Here is a 20196-nt window from a genome sequence, read left to right on the forward strand (position 1 = left end):
CTGACAACAGCTGCTATTCTAGGATTTAGAACTCATAACAGTAAGCAATGCAGCAGGTTTTTCTATGTTACTTAACGATAAAGTGGTGATTGTGTCGGGCATTGGTCCGGGTCTGGGCCATGAACTCGCACTCGAAGCGGCCCAGCAGGGCGCCAAACTCGCTATCTGCGCTCGTACGGCTAGCAAACTCGATGCCGCTGAGCAGGAAATCCGCGAAGCGGGTCTAGATACCCCGATACTTAAAGTGCCCACCGATATTTCCGATAAAGCGCAGTGTGAAAATCTGGTCACCAAAACCCTTGAGGCCTATGGCCGAATCGATGTGCTGATCAACAGCGCCTACAACCCCGGTGCCTTCGATGTCGTTGAAAATGCAGACCTCGACGGCTGGCGCGAGGCAATGGATGTCAATCTGTTTGGCACCATGAACCTCACCCTGCAGGTGGTTCCGCATATGAAAAAGCAAGGCGGCGGTTCAATTGTCATGATTAACACCATGGTTACCCGCCGGCCGTTGCAGACGCAGGCAGGCTACGGCGCTTCCAAGGCCGCTTTGTCCAGCGCCACCCAGCATCTGGCGTTGGAGCTCGGCCCCTATAACATCCGGGTGAACTCCACCTACATGGGCTGGATGTGGGGGCCTCCGGTAGAGGGCTATATGAAACAGCAGGCAGAGGCGACCGGCATATCGGTAGAAGAGCAGAAAGCCGCCGTTGCCCAGAACATCCCGTTGCGGGTGATTCCGGAAGATGGTGATTGCGCCAAGGCAGCCATCTTCTTGGCCTCCGATTACGCCCGAGCCATCACTGGCGCTGCCCTTGACGTCAACGGCGGCGAATACCTCCCTTAACCCCACGCTTCAAAAAAACCGGGGTCGTATCGATTAAAAAATACTCGATACGACCCCGGTTTTTGTTGGCGGTCTGTCCCTTTGCCTGAAAGTTCGCTAGGCTGTTGCCCAACTTCGAGCGGGGCTATTTGGCGTGCGAACACGGTTAACGGGATTGTTGAGCTTAGTGGTTCTGGTTGCGGCCTGCAGCCAGCAGGAAACAACCTCTACTTCGGTGGAATGCACCTCGCCGCGTCCCGAAATGTGTACCCGCGAATATCGGCCGGTGTGCGGTGCGATCGATACCGGGATTCGCTGTGTGACGGAACCCTGTCCCAGCGTTGACCATAAAACCTTCGGAAATGCCTGTGACGCCTGCAGCAACAAGCAGGTGATGTACTATTCTGAAGGGGAGTGTCCCAGCGAGGATAAGGGTGATGAGCGATAGCGCGGGTGGCGAACAGCGACGTGCTTATTTTCGGCTGCCATACCCGTCCAACGAACGCCCGGTGTTGCACTGTGGCGGCAGCCAGCATGAGGTTGTGGAAATTGCCGAGGGCGGAATTCGACTGATTCTGGAGCCCGGTATTCCTTTGACGCTGAACGAGTCAGTAGCCGGTGAAATTGCTTTTCACGATGAACAGCGCGAGGCGGTCATCGGCAAAGTGTTGCGTCTGGAAGGCAAGAACGTGGTGGTTCAGCTGGTGAGCGGTTTAACCCAGCACCGGGTCATGGCGGAGCAATCCTATCTTCACCAGAAGTATCCCGACTTTCTCCGTAGAAACCGATAACAGCATAAGGTCGCAGCATGCAACGACAAGCCATACTTCAGCAGTTTAACGACGCCTGGTGTGCGAAAGACCTTGAAGCCATTCTGTCGTTCTTTACCGACGACGCCGAGTACATCAATATTCCGATGGATCCGCCCAATCGCGGGCTGGCTGAAATCCGAGCGTTTATTGAGGGCTTTCTCGGTATGCTCGATTCAATTGAGTTTATTGTGCACAAGCAGGTAGAGCAGGGCGATCTGGTGATGAATGAGCGAACTGATCGCATTGAGATGAATGGAAAATCCATCGATCTGGCGGTGATGGGCGTTTTTGAATTTCGTGGCGATAAAATTGTCAAATGGCGCGACTATTTCGATATGGCCGCGTTTACCCAATAACACTCTTAAGCAGGATAATGGTGGCCAGTAGTAACCTGATTATTCCTCCTCAGCTGGATGCGTTGATCCAGGCCGCGTACCGTGGCCCTCTGGAAGACACGCCCTGGCAGACGTTTCTCAACACTTTTCGCGAGGCTGTGAACGCTAATTATGCGACCTTGATCCTGCGCCCGCCCCGTGAAGGTGATTCCGGGGTGGTGCTTAACGCCATCGTCATGTCGCCACACATCTTCAACTCCTATAACGATACGTATTTTTCGATGGACCCCTTTGTCAATTTGCCGCCGGGTGAGGTGTTTACGGTTGCCGAATTTGTGGGTGAGTCGGAATTTTTCAACTCAGAATATTATCGTGAGTACATCACGCCATCGGACGTGCGCCATATTATGGGGGCAGATCTGGTGGGGCCTGACGGTCTCAGTGCCCGATTGAGAATTACCCGGCCCAAGGCTCGGGACAACTTCGGAGAGGCAGAAAAGGCCCTGTGTAAACAGCTGTTGCCACACCTTGAGCTGGCCATCGAGCTGCACGCGCGGATTCTGAGAACGGAGAGTGAGCGCGCCTTCTACGAAGATGCCATCGACAAGCTGGCTATGGGGGTCGTGATTCTGGACCGTAATGCCCGTGTGCTGCGCAAGAACCATGCAGCCGAAGGGCTGTTGAAGGAGCGGCGCGGGCTTAGCCAGGTTGGGGGGGCGTTGCAGGTGGGAGACAATCAGGAGAACCGGGCATTTCGAAACTTACTGGAAGACGTGATGGAGGCCCATCGACGCTTCGAGCCCGGTTTTGTGCGTGCCTTCCGGATAGCCGACAGTGGCTCTGTTACCGGGCTGGGGCTGCTGGTGCGACCTTTGCCGCCCATTGAAAGTTCAGATGGCAGCAGCAATCCCACGGCCGCTATTTTTGTCAGTGATCCGCATCAACCCCGGCAGGCCCCGAGTGATATTCTGATTGATCTGTTCGGGTTTACCCCCGCAGAATCCAAACTGGCCTTGCGTCTGGTCAATGGCCTGACGCTGGATGAAGCTTCAGAAGAGCTGGGGATATCGCGCAACACTGCGAAATCTCACCTGAGCTCGGTATTCTCCAAAACCGGTGTTGCCCGGCAGACTCAGCTGATTCAACTGATCTTAAACTCGGTGGCGACCCTAGGCGGTGAAACCAAGGGGCGCTAATGTTCAGCCCGCAGGCTTACTGTAGCCATAGACATGCCTACAGTGCCCGCAAACTTCCATTAACATGAGGGCGATTGCCGGCCTCATTGCGCAGCGAAAATGCGATACCCTGCTCTGAATTCTCGTAATGCAGCCCCACTTGTGTCGGTAAAAACACCGGCGTTTTGAATTCCACATCGATACAAAATGCATCGACATTGAGTTTGGGCTGCAGGGCTGCCAAACAGCGAGCTTTGCTCCACATGCCGTGGGCTATATGGCGTTTGAAGCCGAGTAGCTTGGCGGAAGCGGGGAACAGGTGAATGGGGTTGTAGTCACCGGAAACTCGTGCATATCGCCGCCCCAGGTTCGCGGCAAGGGACCAGTCTTCACGTTCGCTGAAGGTTTCCAGTGTGCTGCGTTTGGGCTTGCCACTTCGGGAAGGCGCGCGCTTGAGCACGGTGGTCAGATCAGTCCAGACCACCTCGGTGCCACTTTTGGCTGTGGTCGCGATGTCCACTTCCAGCCCCAGGTCCGTATCCCGGCTATCACTTATCGTGCAATGCAGGCTCAAGGTTTCATTGACCTGAATGGGACGCAACTGTTCGATGCGATTGCGAAGATGAACAATACCCATCGGCGAAAAAGGAAATTGTGCGTTCAGCAGCATCTCCATATGCAGGCTAAATGCCGCAATATGGGGATAGGTGGCCGGCAGAATGTCGGAATCCTCGGGAAAGCCGCAAACCGCGTTATAGCTGCGCAGTTTGCTCGGGTCGATTTGCAGACGGGAAAGGTTGGCCGCAATGGTTGGCACGTCCTTCGCAGTCGGTTTCAGGCTTTTCGCCTTTCGAGTCAGCGCCGCCCGCAGCAGCAGTTTGGGCATCACGGGCGGGTTGTCGAAATTCAGTGTTATGGTCATGCAGTTTGCTCCTTTTGGCCCGAGTATAAGCTGGAATACGGCAGGACGTAATTTGCCGCATTAGCCGTGGATTGTGTCGCCACAGCCAATAGTCATTGGATTGCGCAGCCAACACTGGCACAATTTGCCCGAGCGCTGATGCTTGAGAAAATCACCCGGCGAATAATCAGAATGACACAGACCGCACTGGATCTGCAGGATTCTTCTTTTATTGTACAACTGGTCTATCCGGCGCTTATAGAGCTGGGGCTGGATGTTGCAGTGATCGCAGAGCGTTGCAATATCACCTCAGAATTACTGCAGAACAATAGCGCCCGTTATCCCCACGCCGCGCAACAGCGCTTCTGGCAGGTCGTGGAAGAAGTTAGTGCCGACCCACTCATTGGCCTGCATCTGGCCGAAATCATGTCGCTCCAGAAGGGACAGGTTTGGGAATACCTGTTTTTGAGTAGCCCCACCTTTGGAGATGGGCTGAAACGCACGCTCAATTTTCAGCGGCTGTTGTCCGACGCCTGGCAGTGGGTGCTGGTGGAGCGCGGAGAACAAGCCTCGTTGGAAGTAGATTCCGCAGTCACCGAAGCCCCCGAAACGCGTCATTTCACAGAGGCGGCTGTGTTGTACCTGGTCCGCTATTTCAAGGCGCTTACGAATGACGCTTTCACGCCTGATAGCGTTCATTTCGACCACTCGGCGGCGGCAGCCGTTAGTGATTACGAGGCGCTGTTTGGCTGTCCGGTGCGATTTGATCAAACCTCGCCGGCGCTGGTTTTTGATGCGGGGATTTTGCAGATGCCGTCCAGCCGGGCGGAACCTGAGCTGTTGCAGCTGCATGAACAGTTTGCCAATGAGCGACTGTTAAAGCTGCAAAAGCAGGATATCGTAATAGCGGTGCGGCGGGCGATAGCCGAGATACTGGAGCAGGGGCAGCCGGAACTCAACGATATTGCCCGACGGTTGGCGTTGAGCCCTCGGGTATTGCGCTCTCGGCTTACCGAGGCCGAGACCAGTTTCAATCAGGTGCTGTCAGACTATCGCTGCTATCTTGCAAAGCGTCTGCTGTCGCGCACCGAAGAATCCATTGGTGATATTGTTTATCTGACCGGCTTTTCCGAGCCGAGCACTTTTTACCGGGCTTTCAAACGCTGGACCGATATGACGCCAGTGGAGTATCGAGACTACAAGCGCCGGCAGCAGTAACGCCGCCAGCGCAGACAACCGCTGTTGTCAGGCTCCCAGCCAGCTCTGGCCACAGACTCGAATGACGTTGCCGGTAATGCCCTGCGACGCCGGATTGGCAAAAAAGGCGATGGTCTCCGCCACATCTTCTGGTTGGCCGCCCTGAGACAGCGAGTTTAAGCGTCGGCCCACTTCCCGGGTCATTGTCGGGATCGCCGCTGTCATGGCGGTTTCAATAAAGCCGGGTGCCACCGCATTCACCGTGATACCTCGGTCTTTCAGTTGCGGCGCCATTTGCTCTACATAGCCGATGACACCTGCCTTGGAGGCCGCATAATTGCTCTGGCCTCGCTGCCCGGCAATGCCATTCATCGACGATACACCAATAATCCGACCGCCTTCGTTAATTGCGTTTGCTTCCAGCAAGGCCTTGTTTATACGCAGGGCGGCGCCAAGATTGATCTCCAGCGTCATATCCCACCAGTGTTTTGGCATGTTGGCGAGGGTTTTGTCGCGGGTTATACCGGCGTTATGCACCACAATATCGAAGCCTCCTTTAGTTTTGGCAAGCTCCAGCAACTGACCGGGTGTGCCGTCGGCAGTAATATCGGCCACCAGAGCTTCGCCTCCCAGCTTTTGCATCAGCGTTTCCAGATCGGCGCGCATTGGTTCTACATCCAGGCCGATAATTTTTGCGCCGTCGCGGGCAAGCGTTGATGCGATGGCTGCACCGATACCTCGGCTGGCGCCGGTGACCAAGGCAGTTTTACCTGCCAGCGGCTGGGTGTCGATGGCAGCGGATGTCGCTGTTGCCTCGCTGACCCGGAAGACCTGGGCATTTACATAGGCAGATTTGTGAGACAGTAAAAATGTCAGCGGTCCGGTCAGGTTTTCTTCTGCACCGTCTTCCACGCAAAGGGTTTGAGCGGTGATGCCTTTCTTGCCGCTTTCCTTGGCCAGTGAGCGGGCCAGACCCTCCAGTGCGCGCTGGCAGGCAGCGCGTTCCGGGTCGGACTGGTCGCGATGTGGCCGCGACACAATTAACAGACGACCGCTGCTGGCAACGGATTTCAGGGCGGGCTGGAAAAATTCGTAGGCCAGCGATAGCTCGGCGGTGGTGGAAATGCCGGTACCGTCGAAAACCAGTGCCTGCAGCTTCTCGCCGGGGGCATCGTCGCCGTGTGCCCAGATTTTGGCGGCCTCGAGGGTTTTACTGATTTCACCACTGGCGTTATCCGGTGCAGCCACGGCAAGACCGTGCTGCTGGCAAAAAAGGCTTAGAGCATTCATGCAGCCCGGGTTCGGGCCGCTGCCCAACAATACGGTTCCCTGGAAAGGGGTGGTGGCACGTTTCAGCTCGGCGGGTTTACCCAGGCCGAGGTTAATCAGGGTTTCTACAATCTGGCTCATCATCCGGTTCCTGAGATTGAAAGGCGAAGTTGCTGTATTGTAGTGAGCAATTGCCCCGAGTGAATTGACGGCAAAGTCTGTATTGGGCGGCAGCTCAGCCAATGCAGACAGCCAACGCCAACGTATACTGCCAGCAACTGTTTCGGAGGTCACCATGAATACAAGCATTCGTCGCGTCGCCATTATCGGTGGAAACCGCATTCCCTTTGCCCGTTCCAATACCGCCCTGTTTGGTGCGAGTAATCAGCAGATGTTTGCCGCGGCCGTCGATGGTCTGGTCGATCGTTATGGCCTTAAAGGCCAGCGTTTGGGAGAGGTGGCCGGTGGGGCGGTGATGAAGCACGCCCGAGACTTCAACCTGGTGCGCGAAGCAGTATTGAGCACTGGGCTTGATCCGTCGACACCCTGTGTCGATGTGCAGCAGGCCTGTGGCACGGGCTTGCAGGCGATCAATATCGTGGCCAATAAAATTGCCCTGGGCCAGATCGAGAGCGGTATTGCCGGCGGCACCGATACCACCTCAGATGCACCCATTGCGGTGAACGAGGGTTTTCGCAAAATACTGATGGAAATCAACCGCTCGAAAACGTTTGGCCAGCGCCTCAAGCAGGTATTGCGCCTGCGTCCCGGGCATCTGGCTCCGGCGATACCGCAAAACGCGGAGCCACGCACGGGCCTGTCCATGGGTGGCCATACTGAAATTACTGCCAAAGCCTGGGAAATTCCCCGTGAGGCGCAGGACGAACTGGCCTTTCTCAGTCACCAGAATTTGGCGGCAGCTTATGAGCGTGGTTTTTTCAAAGACTTGATCTCGCCCTTCATGGGGTTGGAGCGCGACAACAATCTGCGTGCTGACACCTCAAAAGAAAAGCTGGCCAGCCTCAAACCCGCTTTTGACCGCGAAAATGGCACCCTTACCGCCGGTAATTCTTCAACACTCACCGACGGTGCGTCGTGCGTGCTGCTTGCCAGTGAAGAATGGGCGCAGGCCAACAATTTGCCGGTGAAGGCCTACCTGACAATGGTCGAGGCAGCCGCGGTGGATTTCACCGGGCAGTCTGGCGAGAAAGAAGGTCTGCTGCTGGCGCCAGCTTACGCTGTGCCGCGCATGCTTGAGCGTGCCGGCCTCACGCTGCAGGATTTTGACTTCTACGAAATTCACGAAGCCTTCGCCGCGCAGGTTCTCGCCACTCTCAAGGCCTGGGAAAGCGAGAGTTTCTGCCGCAACCGATTGGGCCGAGACGCTGCATTAGGGGCGATTGATCGCAGCAAGCTCAATGTGGCTGGTTCTTCTATCGCAACAGGGCATCCCTTTGCCGCAACCGGTGGTCGCGTTGTCGCCACTCTGGCTAAATTGCTGGAGGAGAAGGGTAGTGGTCGCGGGTTGGTCTCAATCTGCGCAGCGGGTGGTCAGGGCATCACCGCCATTATCGAGCGCCCATAAGCGCAAGCGGTTAGCGCAACGGTTGCGCTTCTTTCGAAAACTGCTAACGTAGGGCTCTTGTCTACCGGATGGAGCCCTAAGCTTGGAAAAGCTAATAATAACAACGCCGGCGGGTGAGATGCCGGTGTATTTTTTTCCGAAAAGTGACGATGCGCCGCTGGTTGTACTGCTGATGGATGCCATCGGTGTGCGCGACGAACTCAAGTCGCTTGCTCGCGATATACAAGCGCTGGGCTATAACGTTGCCCTGCCCAGCCTGTATTACCGAGAAGGTCACTATGAAGACATGGATTTCGGTGACCCTGAGGTTCATGCGAAAGTCATGCAATTGTATGGCTCGCTCACCCATGAAATGGTGCGTGAAGACATAGCAGCCTTGCTGTCGGCCATGGAGCAGCGCCCGGTCGGTTTGCTCGGCTTTTGTATGGGGGGCGCCAACGCGCTCATCATGGCCGGTTCTTTTCCGGATGACATTGCCGTTGCGGTAGCAGTTCATCCAGGTGGTATCACTACACACGCCAAAGATTCTCCTCATCGAATAGCTGCTAGAGCCAAAGGCAAACTGTATATCGCTATTGCCGATGAAGATCCCTATGCCACCGCTGACCAGGTGGCAGCCCTGGAGGCTTCGCTAAAACTGGGCGACGTAGACTACACGCTGGAGGTATACGAAGGCGCCCATCACGGTTTTGCGTTTGCGTCGTTGCCCTCGTTCAATGCTCAGGCTCAGCAGCGTTATTGGCAGGCGACCTGCCGCGCATTTAACGAAGCCCTTGGATAGCGCACCTAAGGGTTAACGATGAATTGGCTATTTCTGCTCTCCGTTATTACGGCGTCAATCGCTTTGCTGTTTGCATTGGTTTTCTTTGCTATCTACTGGCAAAAGCCAAGCCTGTTGCAGGCCAAATGCTGGGGTATCGCCTTTTCGATGTTGGTTGTGGCGATGTGCGCCGTTAGCGCAAGAATCGCTTTTCCCGCAGTGAATCCCTATATCTTCAGTAGCCTTCTGACGGTAAATGCAGCGCTGAGCTTTGTCTTTCTTTACTTCGGTATACTCAAATGGCGGGGTATGGCTCCGGTTGGAAAATGGGTAAGCCATCTATCATTACTGGTCATGTTCAGTGTGGGGGCATTAGCTATGGTGCTGCCGGCATGGGCGCCCTGGTCAGTGACGCTGTCGCGGGTCTATATCGCCGTGTTTTCTGCGCTGGCAGTCTACGCCCTTGTGACCGGCGATAAACCACGCAATATTGGCCATTATCTGGCGGCTGCTTTCCTGGCGATCAATCCGATCATGCAAGTAGTATCCATCGTGCTGACCTCGGTGGTAGGGCTGGGCTCGGATGGCATAGCGGCGGTGTCGGTCAGTGAGCTAACGCATTCGCCGTTTACGGTTGTCAATTTTGTAGGCCTACCTATCGGTTTTACCGGTATAGCTCTGTTCTGCCTGCTGGGTGTTTTACTGGATTTAGGGGCCGAAATACGCGAAAAGGCGCTGCGTGACTGGTTGACGGGCTGCTATAACCGTCGCGGTTTTATTGCTGTCGCTGAGCCCTTGTTTCTGAATTCTCGCCGGCGCGACAGTCACTTTTCGTTGATTTTGCTGGATATGGATAATTTCAAAGGGATCAACGACACCTACGGTCACGCCGCTGGTGACCAGGCGTTAAAAACAGTGGCCGCCGCGTTGACTGGCGGCGTGCGTAAGAGTGATCTGGTAGCCCGTTGGGGCGGTGAGGAATTTCTTGTTCTGCTTCCCGACGCCAATGCAACTGACGCACAGCGTATTGCGGAAAAGCTGCGACGCACACTGGAGCAGCTCGAGCTGGTGTTGGACGGCGGCAAACGGGTTCAACTGAGCGCCAGCTTCGGTGTGGCAGAACGCTGTGCAAGCGATCAAAAGCTCGACCCGATTGTGACGCGGGCAGATTTTGCTCTGTATTCATCAAAATCTGCCGGTAAAAACCGGGTGTCATTGAGCACCGCTCAGGATTGATAGGTGTTCATGCTTCAGGGGAAACCCGATAAAAGCGCACGCAGTCGGCAAATACTCATGTAGTTGAACCATTTCGCCTGCGCGGCAGGCTCCCACCAGAGGTTTTGGGTGGGAGCTGGCTTTGCCGGCGAACAAAGTGAATCTCGGAGCATGGATGCGATTCGCCTACGCGGCAGGCTCTCACCAAAGGTTTTGGGCGGGAGCCGGCCTTGCCGGCGAACAAAGTGAATCTCGGAGCTTGGAACGATTCGCCTGCGCGGCAGGCTCCCACCAGAGGTTTTGGGTGGGAGCCGGCCTTGCCGGCGAACAAAGGATGAATCTCGGAGCTTGGAACGATTCGCCTGCGCGGCAAGCTCTCACCAAAGGTTTTGGGTGGGAGCCGGCCTTGCCGGCGAAAAGCTTTGAGATTCTAGCGAATCTCAAAGTTTTCCAGTGACATATCCATCATGCTACCCACCGAACCACGCATTGCTTCGGCGTGGCCAATGGCCCGTGGCAGTAGGCGTTCAAAGAAAAACTCGGCTGTTTCCAGCTTGGCTTCGTAGAAAGCGCGATCACTCGGGTTTTCGCTCAGTTTCTTTTGAGCCGTTTCTGCCATGCGCGCCCAGAAATAGGCCATGGTGACATAGCCACTGATCATCAGAAAATCGTAAGAACCGGCACCTACGGCGTCGCGGTTGCGCGAAGCGCGTAGCAACAGACCCACGCACAGTCGATTCCAGCGGAAGGTGTGTGACAGCAGTTTACGTCCGTATTTGCTGAGTCCCGGCTTGAACAAAATGCTCAACCCGTAACCGTACATGCGCTTGCTGAAGCTGCGGTAAAGCTTCAGGCCGTCGAGAATAACCTTGCGGCCCAGCAGATCCATTGCCTGAATACCGGTGGTGCCTTCATAGAGGGTGGCAATGCGGGCATCGCGTACAATTTGCTCCATGCCGTGTTCGGCAATGTAGCCGTGACCGCCGTAGACCTGCATACCGTAGTTAGCACATTCCAGACCCGTTTCCGTGAGGAAGGCCTTCAAAATGGGCGTGACAAACCCAAGTTGGTTGTCGGCGTTTTCGCGTTCTTCTTCGGTTTCCGCAAACATCATGATGTCGCCCTGACGCGCGGCGTCGTAAAGCATTGCGCGGCCACCTTCGGCAAAGGCCTTCTGGGTGAGAATCATGCGGCGCACATCCGGATGGTGGATGATCGCATCGGCTGGCTTGTCCGGGTTTTTGTGGCCGGACAGGGAGCGCATGGAGTAGCGATCCATCGCGTAGGGGTAGCTGTTCTGATAGGCGAGCTCGGCGGCGGCCAGGCCCTGAACGGCGGTGCCCACGCGAGCCGTGTTCATAAAGGTAAACATGCAGGCCAGACCTTCGTTTTTGGGGCCGAGCATGTAGCCTTTGGCGCCATCGAAATTGATGACGGCGGTGGCGTTACCGTGAATACCCATTTTGTGTTCAATGGAGCCACAGCTCACATTGTTGAACTCTCCCATCTCGCCGTTTTCGTCGACATGAAATTTCGGCACGATAAACAGCGAAATACCTTTGGTACCTTCCGGCGCGTCGGGAGTGCGGGCCAGCACGATGTGCACGATATTGTCGGTCAGGTCGTGTTCGCCGGCAGAGATGAATATTTTTGTGCCGGTGATGGCAAAGCTGCCGTCGTCGTTGGGTTCGGCGCGGGTGCGCATCTGGCCGAGATCCGAGCCACAGTGGGATTCTGTCAGGCACATGGTACCGGTCCACTCGCCGGTCGTGAGTTTGGGCAAATAGCGGTCTTTCTGCTCGTCGGTACCGTGTACGTAAAGGGTGTTCATGGCACCCAGGCTCAGCCCCGGATACATGCCCCAGGCCCAGTTGGCAGTGCCAACCAATTCTGATTTCAGCAGGCCAAGAGACAGCGGCAGACCTTGGCCACCGTATTCAACCGGGTGTGAAAGACCTTGCCAGCCACCGTCTATCCACTGCTGGTAGGCTTCTTTAAAGCCGTCGGGGGTGGTCACTTTACCGTTGTCGAACTGACAGCCCTGCTGGTCGCCCACCTGGTTGAGCGGGGACAGTACTTCTTCACAGAACTTGGCGCATTCAGTGAGGATCGCGTCAATCATGTCCGGTGTAGCATCTTCGCCGCAGGGCAGCTTGGCGTAGTGGGCCGGAAAATCCAGAACGTCGTTGATCACAAACTTGATGTCCCGGGTGGGAGCTTTGAAAACTGCCATGACTTACCTCTGTGAAATACCACGATTGGGGTGGACTATAGCCAAAGCGGGTCCATGCTGAATTGGCCGGAATGAGAAAGCCGCCGTGCGCTCTGGTCAATCGCACACTATGGAGAGGCTTCAGCCGAAATGTAATGTCACCTGTGTGGACGGTTGGAAAGGGCGGGGGCTTTTGCTCTAATCGAGATAAAACGCATAAGGAAACTCCGATGACCTCTCAACAGCACAACGCCCAGTCCGCCAACTCACTTGAGCAACGAATTGCCCGCTTGGAAGCTATTGAAGCGATCAAGCAGCTCAAGTACCGGTATTTCTTTCACTGTGACCAGAAACAACCAGAGGCAGTGCGCGCCTGCTTTGCCGATGGCCCGGTTCGCATTGAATATGGGCGGGTCGGTAATTTCGATAGTGCCGACGAGATGGTGGCGATCTTCGCCAAACTGGCCTGTGCCGAGCATATTGTGGAGATGCATCATGCACAGAATCCTCAAATCGAGTTATTGTCGGATACCAGTGCGCGCGCAATCTGGGGCATTTTTTACTATCTTATTGATACTCAGCAGCAGATAACCACCCAGCTTGGCGGTTTCTATGAAGACGAGTACCGCTGTGACGCGGGTGAATGGAAAATCACGGCCACGCGATTTAACGTTAAATCTACGCAAATACTTGCTCTGAGCGATGACCGGGTGCAGGCTGTATTTGCAGGTGCGCAAGCCCCCGCCGAATTGGACGACCCCAACAAACAAGCTGGCTAAAACTTTATGAACGAAGCCGTTGTGCTGACCCGACATTCATTGTGCGATGGCGGTTATATCGCCCAAATCAGTCTCAATGCACCGCAGCGTATCAATGCGCTCAATCTTGAAATGGTAACCCGGTTACTTTTTTTGCTTGAGGGCATAGCTACTGATCCGGAAGCTGTCGCTGTCTTGCTCGACGGCGAAGGGGAGCGCGGGTTCTGTGCCGGTGGTGATGTGCGGCAGCTGCGTGCATCGGCGTTATCGGCGGGAAACGGGCCCGCGCGTGAGGCCGAGCGTTTTTTTGAGATTGAATACCGGGTTGACCACCTGTTGCACAATTTCCCCAAGCCCGTCATATGCTGGGCCAATGGCGCCATTATGGGAGGCGGTCTTGGCCTGATGGTGGGGGCGAGCCACCGCATTGTCACGCCTTGTGCCCGGCTGGCTATGCCGGAAATCAGTATTGGTCTTTATCCGGATGTTGGCGCAACCTGGTTTTTACAGCGTATGCCAGGCAGCAGTGGTTTGTTTTGTGCGTTGACGGGGGTGGCGTTGAATGCGGGCGATGCGCTTTATAGTGGCCTGGCAGATTACCTTCTGCCACAACGTGCTAAGCCGGCGGTACTGCAAAAGCTTCTCAAGCTTGACTGGGCCTTTGAACGAGAGCCTGACGCAGAGATGCTGACAGCGGAGCTGACAGATTTGGAAGCTGAGCTGGATGAATGTCTGCCAGAATCGCACCTCAAGCAGCGCTCTGAATTGATAGACGCGCTGTGTGAGGATACCGCTCCCGCCGCGATTGATGAGGCCTTTGACAGCCTGCACGCTGATGATGGCTGGTTGAACAAAGCAGGGCAGACGTTCCGAGAGGGTTCTGCATCGACCGCGCGGCTTACGCTGGCGTTGTTTGAACGGGGTGCAGCACTGTCGCTGGCAGATGCGTTCAGATTGGAGCTGACTGTATCTTCCCAGCGCGTGAAACACGCTGATTTTATCGAAGGTGTGCGTGCGCGGCTGATCGACAAGGATCACCGACCGCGCTGGACGTGGGGGCGACTGGTTGACGTGCCCAGCGATGAGGTAATGGCTGTGTTTAACCCGCCCTGGGATGACCATCCGCTGGCTGACCTGAAGTAATTTTTCACAAACTTACAGGAATGGTGGGCACAGCCAGCGCTTGTAAGGTGGCGCGAGCATTGCCTCGCCAGAACGTAGCAGGTACCTTAGCGCCTCGTTTTAGCCAGCCTCAGGTAGTACACCGTGAAAAGTTTTACCCTCAAACCCCGATTCAGTGAAACCGACGCCTTAGGACATATCAATAACACCTCGATTGCAGTCTGGTTTGAAACCGGGCGAATGGAGTTTCTGTCGGAGGTGTTTGTCGAGCTGGGTGATGAGCAGCCCAGTTGGTTTATGGCCACCCAGACCATCGACTACCTTGGGGAGAATTTTTTCGGAGTGGAAACCCGCATGGATGTGTGTGTGGCTCATGTTGGCAATAGCTCCTTCACGTTGGGCTGCAATATGTACCAGAACAATAAACACACGGTGCGTGGCACGGCAGTACTGGTGTATGTAGACCGGGCGACGAAAAAGCCAACACCGATTCCGCAAGTAATGCGTGACATTCTTGAAGCTGAAGTGGATGAAGGTTGGCCAGCGAAAAAGGGTTGATTCGCCAGCCGATCAGGCGCCTACCTGTTTGGCTAAGCACCTGACGGCAACGCGTCGCGCCTTAATCAAACGCTCTGGGCATTTTCATGTTGAGAGCATTCAGGCCGCCGTTCACCCCGATAATATCCCCGGTTAGATAGCTGGCCGCCGGTGACGCCAGATACACCGCGCAGCTGGCAATGTCTTCCACCTCGCCCAAGCGGCCCATGGGGGTCAGATCTACCATGGCCTGTTCTATCTCATCATTCAGCACGGTTTTCAGGGCCTCGGTTCTGGTCGACCCCACCGCAATGGCATTCACCCGCACCTTGGGCGCAAATTCCTGCGCCATTTCCCGGGTCAGGAAGGAGAGGGCGCTTTTCGCGGTACCATAGGCCGTGAAGAAGGAGGAGGTTTCCTGTCCGGCCACCGACGAAATATTCAGTATGCTACCGCCACCGGCGCTTTCCACCATTTTGGGAATGACCAGTTTGGATAGGGCGAAGGCCGTGGTGACATTGAATTGAAAGGCACCGTTAAACTCTTCCACGCTGGTTTTCAGCATGGGCTTGGGCGGAAAGCCGCCAGCATTGTTCACCAGAATATCAATGCGACCAAAGGTGGCCATGGCCTGATCCACCAGATTTTGTAGTTGATCGGGCTGCATAACATCGGTTACCACGATCAGCGCCTTGCGGCCAAAGGCCTCTACAGCGGCAGCGGTTTCCTTGAGCTGTGCTTCGGTACGGGCCGCCAAAACCAGGTCGGCACCGACTTCGGCGTAGGCCTTGGCGATGGCTGCGCCAATGCCCCGTCCGGCCCCCGTTACCAGTGCTACTTTGTTGTCCAGTCGAAATTGATCGAGTATGCCCATGGATTCCTCGTTATTATGCGGGTGAAAGTTAAAATTAACGCTTTATATTCAACACGTTATCCATACGGATTAGGTCATCCGATTGGGTGATACTTGGTGTTATACGCCTGTGACAGAATTTTGCACTAAGCTGGTAGATCGCTACATTACTGATTTGATAAGCGCGCAAAGCGTAAAGGAGAAAGCCATGAGTCAGGTATCACAGGTGCCGCGTAAGCCGCACCGCATTGAAGCCGCTGAAATTCCGGAGCGCTACGCCCGCGGCTGGTACTGCCTTGGGCTGGCTGATGAATACACTGAAACGCCTGTCAAACTGAACTATTTTGGCACCCGTCTGGTGGCTTATCGCGGCGAAGACGGGCAGGTACACATTCTCGACGGCTATTGTCCCCACATGGGCGCCGATCTCAGTGAAGGCTGTGTGGAAGGTAACTCCATCCGCTGCCCCTTCCACGACTGGCGCTGGGGTGCTGACGGTGTGTGCGACGACATTCCCTATGCCAAGCGCATTCCGCCCAAAGCGGTAATCGGTGCCTATCCTACCTGCGAACAGAACCACCTGCTGTTTGTATGGTACGACCCCGAAGGCAACCCGCCCATTGAAGAGCAGGCCATCCCCAAAATTGACGACCTGTTCAGCGGCGACTGGACCATCTGGCAGATGGACAAAATGACCATCAACACCAACTCCCGTGAGCTGGTGGACAACATGGCCGACGTGGCCCACTTTGGCCCCATTCACGGCGCGCCGGTCAAAACCTTCAAGAACATCGTGCACAAGCACACCTATCAGCAGGTGCTGACCGGTGGCAGTGAAATTCTGGCGGAAGACGGCGAGCTGACCTCAACCGCCACCTATTACGGCCCGGCTTACATGAACACCTACATGACTGGTCAGATCGACGGCCAGCTGGTGGAAAGCCGCCTGCTGGTAACCCACGTGCCCATCGATACCGAAAGCTTTGATCTGCGCTTTGGTGTTTCTGTGCGTAAGGTGCCCGGTCTGTCTGAAGAAGAAAACAACAACATTGCCCAGCAATATACCGAGCAGAACCGCACTGCCTTCTTTCAGGACGTGCATATCTGGCACACTAAAACCCGTGTGGACAACCCGGTACTGTGTGACGGCGATGGCCCGGTTCACAAATTGCGTCAGTGGTACGATCAGTTCTATGTAGACGTAAAAGATGTGCCTGAGCAGTTTAATGAAAAGAAAGAATACGTTGTGGATTACAACCTGCGCGGTGCGTAATCGCCGGAAATGACGATAAGCCCGGATATGGCAGCGAAAGCTGCTGTACCGGGCTTTTTATTTTTGGTATTACCTTTGACCAGTATGTAACGCGCGTTCCGCCGCTCTCCTGAAGGGAGAAGGCTCATGAGAGGGCCGGGGTGAGGGCATAATTGCCCAAGCATGCCCGGTGATCTGAAACGCGCCAACCCAAAACCAATAAGGAACCCACCATGGATGTACGCAGTCTCGGCTATGTAGTTATCGAATCCACTGATCCCGCCAAATGGCTGGATTATGGCACCAATATTCTCGGTATGATGGTCGCCCCCATGATGCCCGACGACGGCAACGTGTACCTGAAAATGGACGAGCGTCCGTTTCGCTTCGCGATCACCAAAGGCGACACCGATCGCCTGCAAGTGTGTGGCTGGGAACTGGCCGATCAGGACACCTTTGAAGCCACCAAGGAAAGCCTGGAAAGCGCCGGTATCGCCTTCACCGAAGGCAGTGCCGAACAGGCCCAGGCACGGCAGGTGCGCGGACTGATCAGCCTGCAAGACCCGGCGGGGAATGGTTTGGAACTCTACTGGGGCGCTTCGCTGGATTACGCCAAATTTGTTTCCCCCAAAGGCATTGCTGAATTCGAAACCGGCTTTAATGGTGATATGGGCTTTGGTCACGCCGTGCTGCCCGCACCCAACCTTCAGGAAACCCATGCCTTTTACCGCGATGTACTGGGCTTTGGTGATACCGACTACATGCACTTCAAATTCAGTGACGACCCGAACGACCCCGGCATGGGCCTCAACTTCATGCACGTGAACAACCCGCGTCACCACAGCCTGGCTCTGTATCAAGATCAAAGCCCCGTAGGCTGTATTCACCTGATGGTAGAAGTACGTGAAGACGTGGACGAAGTGGGCTACTGCCTCGATCGCGTAAACGAAGCTGGCATTCCCATCGTCTCCACCCTTGGCCGTCACACCAACGACCGCATGCTGTCTTTTTACATGGCTACGCCCACCGGCTTTGCCATGGAATTCGGTACCGGTGGCCTGCAAATGGATTGGGAAGGTTACACTCCCACCGTAAGCACCCTGCCAAGCTATTGGGGCCACAAATTCCAGGCGCCGCCGGAAGCCTGATTGTATAAACGTCGCGCCAGCGCATTGCAGTAACAAGAGGACTTTTTGATGTCAGAAAAATCACAACTCCAGCAAAAAGTGCGCGCCGCCGCGCGCGAGCTTGTACCGGTGCTGCGTGAGCGGGCCGACGCCTGTGAGCAGGCACGGCAGGTGCCGGCAGAAACCATCAAGGATTTTGCTGAGGCCGGCTTCTTCCGTATTCTGCAGCCGAAAAAGTGGGGCGGCTATGAGCTCGACCCCCACGATTTTTACGACGTGCAGATGACCGTCGCCGAAGGCTGTATGTCTAGCGCCTGGTGCTTGGGCGTTATCGCCATTCACAACTGGCAGCTGGCATTGTTCGACGACCGCGCCGCACAGGATGTGTGGGGTAAGGACGACAGCGTGCTGATCTCTTCATCCTATATGCCCGTGGGCAAAGTGGAGCACGTAGATGGGGGCCTGAAGCTCAGTGGCCAGTGGGGCTTTTCCTCCGGCTGCGATCACTGCGACTGGGTATTTCTGGGCGCTATGGTGCCACCCAAAGATGGCGCGGCTGGCGGCCCACCCGATATGCGTACCTTTCTGGTACCACGCAGCGACTACGACATCGTCGATGATTGGCATGTAATGGGCCTGAAAGGCACCGGCTCCAAAACCATCGTCGTAAAAGATGCGTTTGTACCGGAATACCGCACCCATAAAGCCATCGACGGTTTTACCTGCAACAGCCCGGGCAATGCAGTAAACACCGCGCCACTGTTTAAAATTCCCTTTGGTCAAATGTTTGTTCGCGCGGTATCCACAGCCGGTATCGGCGCACTCAAAGGCGCTTGCGATACCTTTGTAGAAAAAACTGCCAAGCGTGTCGGTAAAAACGATGGCAAATCTGCCGGTGAAGACCCTCACGCACGCTATGCACTCGCGCAAGCCGACTCCATCGTGGACGAGTTGAAACTGGTACTGTTCCGCAACTTCGATCGCCTGCTTGAAGCCGCCAGCGGTGGCCCCGAACTCACGATGGAAGAACGCATAAAATTCCGTTGGGATTCCGCCGCCGTGCCGCAGCGCTGCATTGACGGCGTTGATCCGCTGTTTGCGTTTGCCGGTGGCTCCGGTATTTACCAGGGCAACACACTGATGCGCGCCTTCGTGGATATTCATGCATCGCGTGCGCACACTGCCAACAATCCGCACAAATACGGCGGCAACTGGGGTGGCGTACAGTTGGGTGCAGACAACACCGACTTCTTCCTTTAAAGCCTCAAGCAAGCCGCCTTACCCCAAGGCGGCTTGCTCCAATCCCTCCAACAATTGACTCAAAGGGCTGCGTACGCCCTGCGCGCCGCGTTGCAATACATGGGTGTAGATCTCGGTTGTCGTAACGTCGGAGTGGCCCAGCTGTTGCTGCACGGTGCGAATATCGGCACCACTTTGCAGTAAATGCGTGGCAAATGAGTGGCGCAAAGTATGACTGCTCACCGGTTTACCGATATCACAGGCTTTTGCGGCGCTGCGAATGATTTTATTGAATGAGCTTTCATCGTAATGATGGCGCCGCAACACCTTGTCTTGCGGATCAATGCTTAAGCGCGACGCCGGAAACAGATATTGCCAGGCCAGCTCTCTCGACGCAGAGGGGTATTTGCGGGCGAGGGCATCCGGCATCCAGACACCGCCGTAACCAGCAATTTCAAGGTCATCGAGTAAGCAAGATTTCACCCGCAAAATTTGAGCGCGTAGCAGCTGAATCAATTCTGGCGCCAGCGTTGTCAGTCGGTGCTTGCCACCCTTCGCCTGCCCCCCTTCGCCTGCAAGAAGTGTAATTGCTGATAATCCAGATCGACGTCTTTTACCCGCAAACGCACAAGTTCTATACGGCGCAAACCAGAACCGTAAAGCATGGCCGCCATCAAACGGTGAGTTCCCTCCAGGTGCATCAGAATTTTTTACCTCCAGCGGGGTGAGTACCGTTGGCAGCTTGGGCTGGCGTGTAGTTCGCCGAAAGCCGCTAACATCCCCAAGGGGTTGCTCCATAAATTTATTGTACAAATAGGCCAGCGCATTCAAGGCGATAGCCTGGGTACCGGCCGCCACATTACGCTCAACAGCCAGCCAAGTAAGAAAAGCCTCAACCTCACCGTGCACCATATCTTTGGGTTGTTTTTTTTGATGAAATACAATAAAGTAACGAATCCAATACAAATAAGTGCCAACCGTGCGGCGACTGTAAGGCCGCACAATCATGTGGACGCGA

At 55.4% G+C, this 20196-nt stretch carries 20 protein-coding genes; 15 read left to right on the top strand and 5 right to left on the bottom strand.

What is annotated here, in order from left to right; translation table 11 throughout:
- Positions 1–64: 64 nt before the first annotated feature.
- From AC222A_RS15545 to AC222A_RS15565, 5 genes are all read left to right on the top strand, one after another.
- Positions 65–850 carry an SDR family oxidoreductase gene (locus AC222A_RS15545; RefSeq protein WP_372759437.1) on the top strand — a complete coding sequence of 262 codons (786 nt, stop codon included), beginning with the start codon at positions 65–67 and terminating at the stop codon, positions 848–850.
- Between the two features lie 166 nt (positions 851–1016).
- Positions 1017–1277, top strand: coding sequence for a hypothetical protein (locus AC222A_RS15550; protein ID WP_372750647.1), 261 nt, complete (start codon positions 1017–1019; stop codon positions 1275–1277).
- Complete coding sequence (locus AC222A_RS15555; protein WP_372750648.1) at positions 1267–1620, top strand: PilZ domain-containing protein; 354 nt, start codon at positions 1267–1269, stop codon at positions 1618–1620. Before AC222A_RS15550 ends, AC222A_RS15555 begins: the two co-directional genes overlap by 11 nt.
- Positions 1621–1637: 17 nt before the next feature.
- On the top strand, positions 1638–1997 hold the full coding sequence (locus AC222A_RS15560; protein WP_372750649.1) for a nuclear transport factor 2 family protein: 360 nt from the start codon (positions 1638–1640) through the stop codon (positions 1995–1997).
- A gap of 17 nt (positions 1998–2014) precedes the next feature.
- Positions 2015–3172, top strand: coding sequence for a helix-turn-helix transcriptional regulator (locus tag AC222A_RS15565; protein ID WP_372759435.1), 1158 nt, complete (start codon positions 2015–2017; stop codon positions 3170–3172).
- 37 nt (positions 3173–3209) lie between these two features.
- Here AC222A_RS15565 and AC222A_RS15570 read toward each other — a convergent pair whose 3' ends face one another.
- Positions 3210–4073 carry a MaoC family dehydratase gene (locus AC222A_RS15570; protein WP_372798728.1) on the bottom strand — a complete coding sequence of 288 codons (864 nt, stop codon included), beginning with the start codon at positions 4071–4073 and terminating at the stop codon, positions 3210–3212.
- Positions 4074–4244: 171 nt separating this feature from the next.
- On the opposite strand from AC222A_RS15570, the gene AC222A_RS15575 reads away from it, so the two are divergent.
- A complete protein-coding gene (locus AC222A_RS15575; RefSeq protein ID WP_372759539.1) occupies positions 4245–5270 on the top strand; it encodes an AraC family transcriptional regulator in 1026 nt (341 codons plus the stop codon).
- A 27-nt stretch (positions 5271–5297) separates the two neighbouring features.
- On the opposite strand, the gene AC222A_RS15580 is transcribed toward AC222A_RS15575, so the two are convergent.
- Positions 5298–6659, bottom strand: coding sequence for a 3-oxoacyl-ACP reductase (locus AC222A_RS15580; protein ID WP_372748833.1), 1362 nt, complete (start codon positions 6657–6659; stop codon positions 5298–5300).
- Positions 6660–6813: 154 nt separating this feature from the next.
- On the opposite strand from AC222A_RS15580, the gene AC222A_RS15585 reads away from it, so the two are divergent.
- From AC222A_RS15585 to AC222A_RS15595, 3 genes are all read left to right on the top strand, one after another.
- Complete coding sequence (locus tag AC222A_RS15585; RefSeq protein WP_372748830.1) at positions 6814–8103, top strand: acetyl-CoA C-acetyltransferase; 1290 nt, start codon at positions 6814–6816, stop codon at positions 8101–8103.
- A gap of 82 nt (positions 8104–8185) precedes the next feature.
- Positions 8186–8884 carry a dienelactone hydrolase family protein gene (locus AC222A_RS15590; protein WP_372748831.1) on the top strand — a complete coding sequence of 233 codons (699 nt, stop codon included), beginning with the start codon at positions 8186–8188 and terminating at the stop codon, positions 8882–8884.
- Positions 8885–8902: 18 nt separating this feature from the next.
- A complete protein-coding gene (locus tag AC222A_RS15595) occupies positions 8903–10099 on the top strand; it encodes a GGDEF domain-containing protein (protein ID WP_486775217.1) in 1197 nt (398 codons plus the stop codon).
- A gap of 409 nt (positions 10100–10508) precedes the next feature.
- Here the strand turns inward: AC222A_RS15595 and AC222A_RS15600 are convergent, their stop codons facing one another.
- Positions 10509–12311: an acyl-CoA dehydrogenase C-terminal domain-containing protein gene (locus AC222A_RS15600; RefSeq protein ID WP_372810536.1), complete on the bottom strand. Its 1803-nt coding sequence runs from the start codon at positions 12309–12311 to the stop codon at positions 10509–10511.
- 209 nt (positions 12312–12520) lie between these two features.
- On the opposite strand from AC222A_RS15600, the gene AC222A_RS15605 reads away from it, so the two are divergent.
- The 3 genes from AC222A_RS15605 (at position 12521) to AC222A_RS15615 (ending at position 14728) form a co-directional block, all read left to right on the top strand.
- On the top strand, positions 12521–13069 hold the full coding sequence (locus AC222A_RS15605; protein WP_372799426.1) for a nuclear transport factor 2 family protein: 549 nt from the start codon (positions 12521–12523) through the stop codon (positions 13067–13069).
- Positions 13070–13075: 6 nt separating this feature from the next.
- A complete protein-coding gene (locus AC222A_RS15610) occupies positions 13076–14191 on the top strand; it encodes an enoyl-CoA hydratase/isomerase family protein (protein ID WP_372765183.1) in 1116 nt (371 codons plus the stop codon).
- 123 nt (positions 14192–14314) lie between these two features.
- Complete coding sequence (locus tag AC222A_RS15615) at positions 14315–14728, top strand: acyl-CoA thioesterase (protein WP_486775218.1); 414 nt, start codon at positions 14315–14317, stop codon at positions 14726–14728.
- Between the two features lie 61 nt (positions 14729–14789).
- Here the strand turns inward: AC222A_RS15615 and AC222A_RS15620 are convergent, their stop codons facing one another.
- Positions 14790–15581, bottom strand: coding sequence for an SDR family oxidoreductase (locus tag AC222A_RS15620; RefSeq protein ID WP_372799425.1), 792 nt, complete (start codon positions 15579–15581; stop codon positions 14790–14792).
- 187 nt (positions 15582–15768) lie between these two features.
- Between AC222A_RS15620 and AC222A_RS15625 the strand changes: the two genes are divergently transcribed.
- The 3 genes from AC222A_RS15625 (at position 15769) to AC222A_RS15635 (ending at position 19199) form a co-directional block, all read left to right on the top strand.
- The gene (locus tag AC222A_RS15625; protein WP_372810533.1) at positions 15769–16833 is read left to right on the top strand and encodes a 3-ketosteroid-9-alpha-monooxygenase, oxygenase component; all 1065 of its coding nucleotides are present in this window, start codon (positions 15769–15771) and stop codon (positions 16831–16833) included.
- Positions 16834–17045: 212 nt separating this feature from the next.
- Positions 17046–17960 (top strand): VOC family protein, encoded by a 915-nt coding sequence (locus AC222A_RS15630; RefSeq protein ID WP_372750245.1) that lies wholly within the window; start codon positions 17046–17048, stop codon positions 17958–17960.
- A 48-nt stretch (positions 17961–18008) separates the two neighbouring features.
- Positions 18009–19199 carry a flavin-dependent monooxygenase gene (locus AC222A_RS15635; RefSeq protein ID WP_372750246.1) on the top strand — a complete coding sequence of 397 codons (1191 nt, stop codon included), beginning with the start codon at positions 18009–18011 and terminating at the stop codon, positions 19197–19199.
- Positions 19200–19217: 18 nt separating this feature from the next.
- Here AC222A_RS15635 and AC222A_RS15640 read toward each other — a convergent pair.
- Positions 19218–20196, bottom strand: a 979-nt coding sequence (locus tag AC222A_RS15640; protein ID WP_486775219.1) for a phage integrase N-terminal SAM-like domain-containing protein, incomplete at its 5' end; no start/stop codon positions are given.

The organism is Litorivivens sp., from assembly GCF_057445395.1.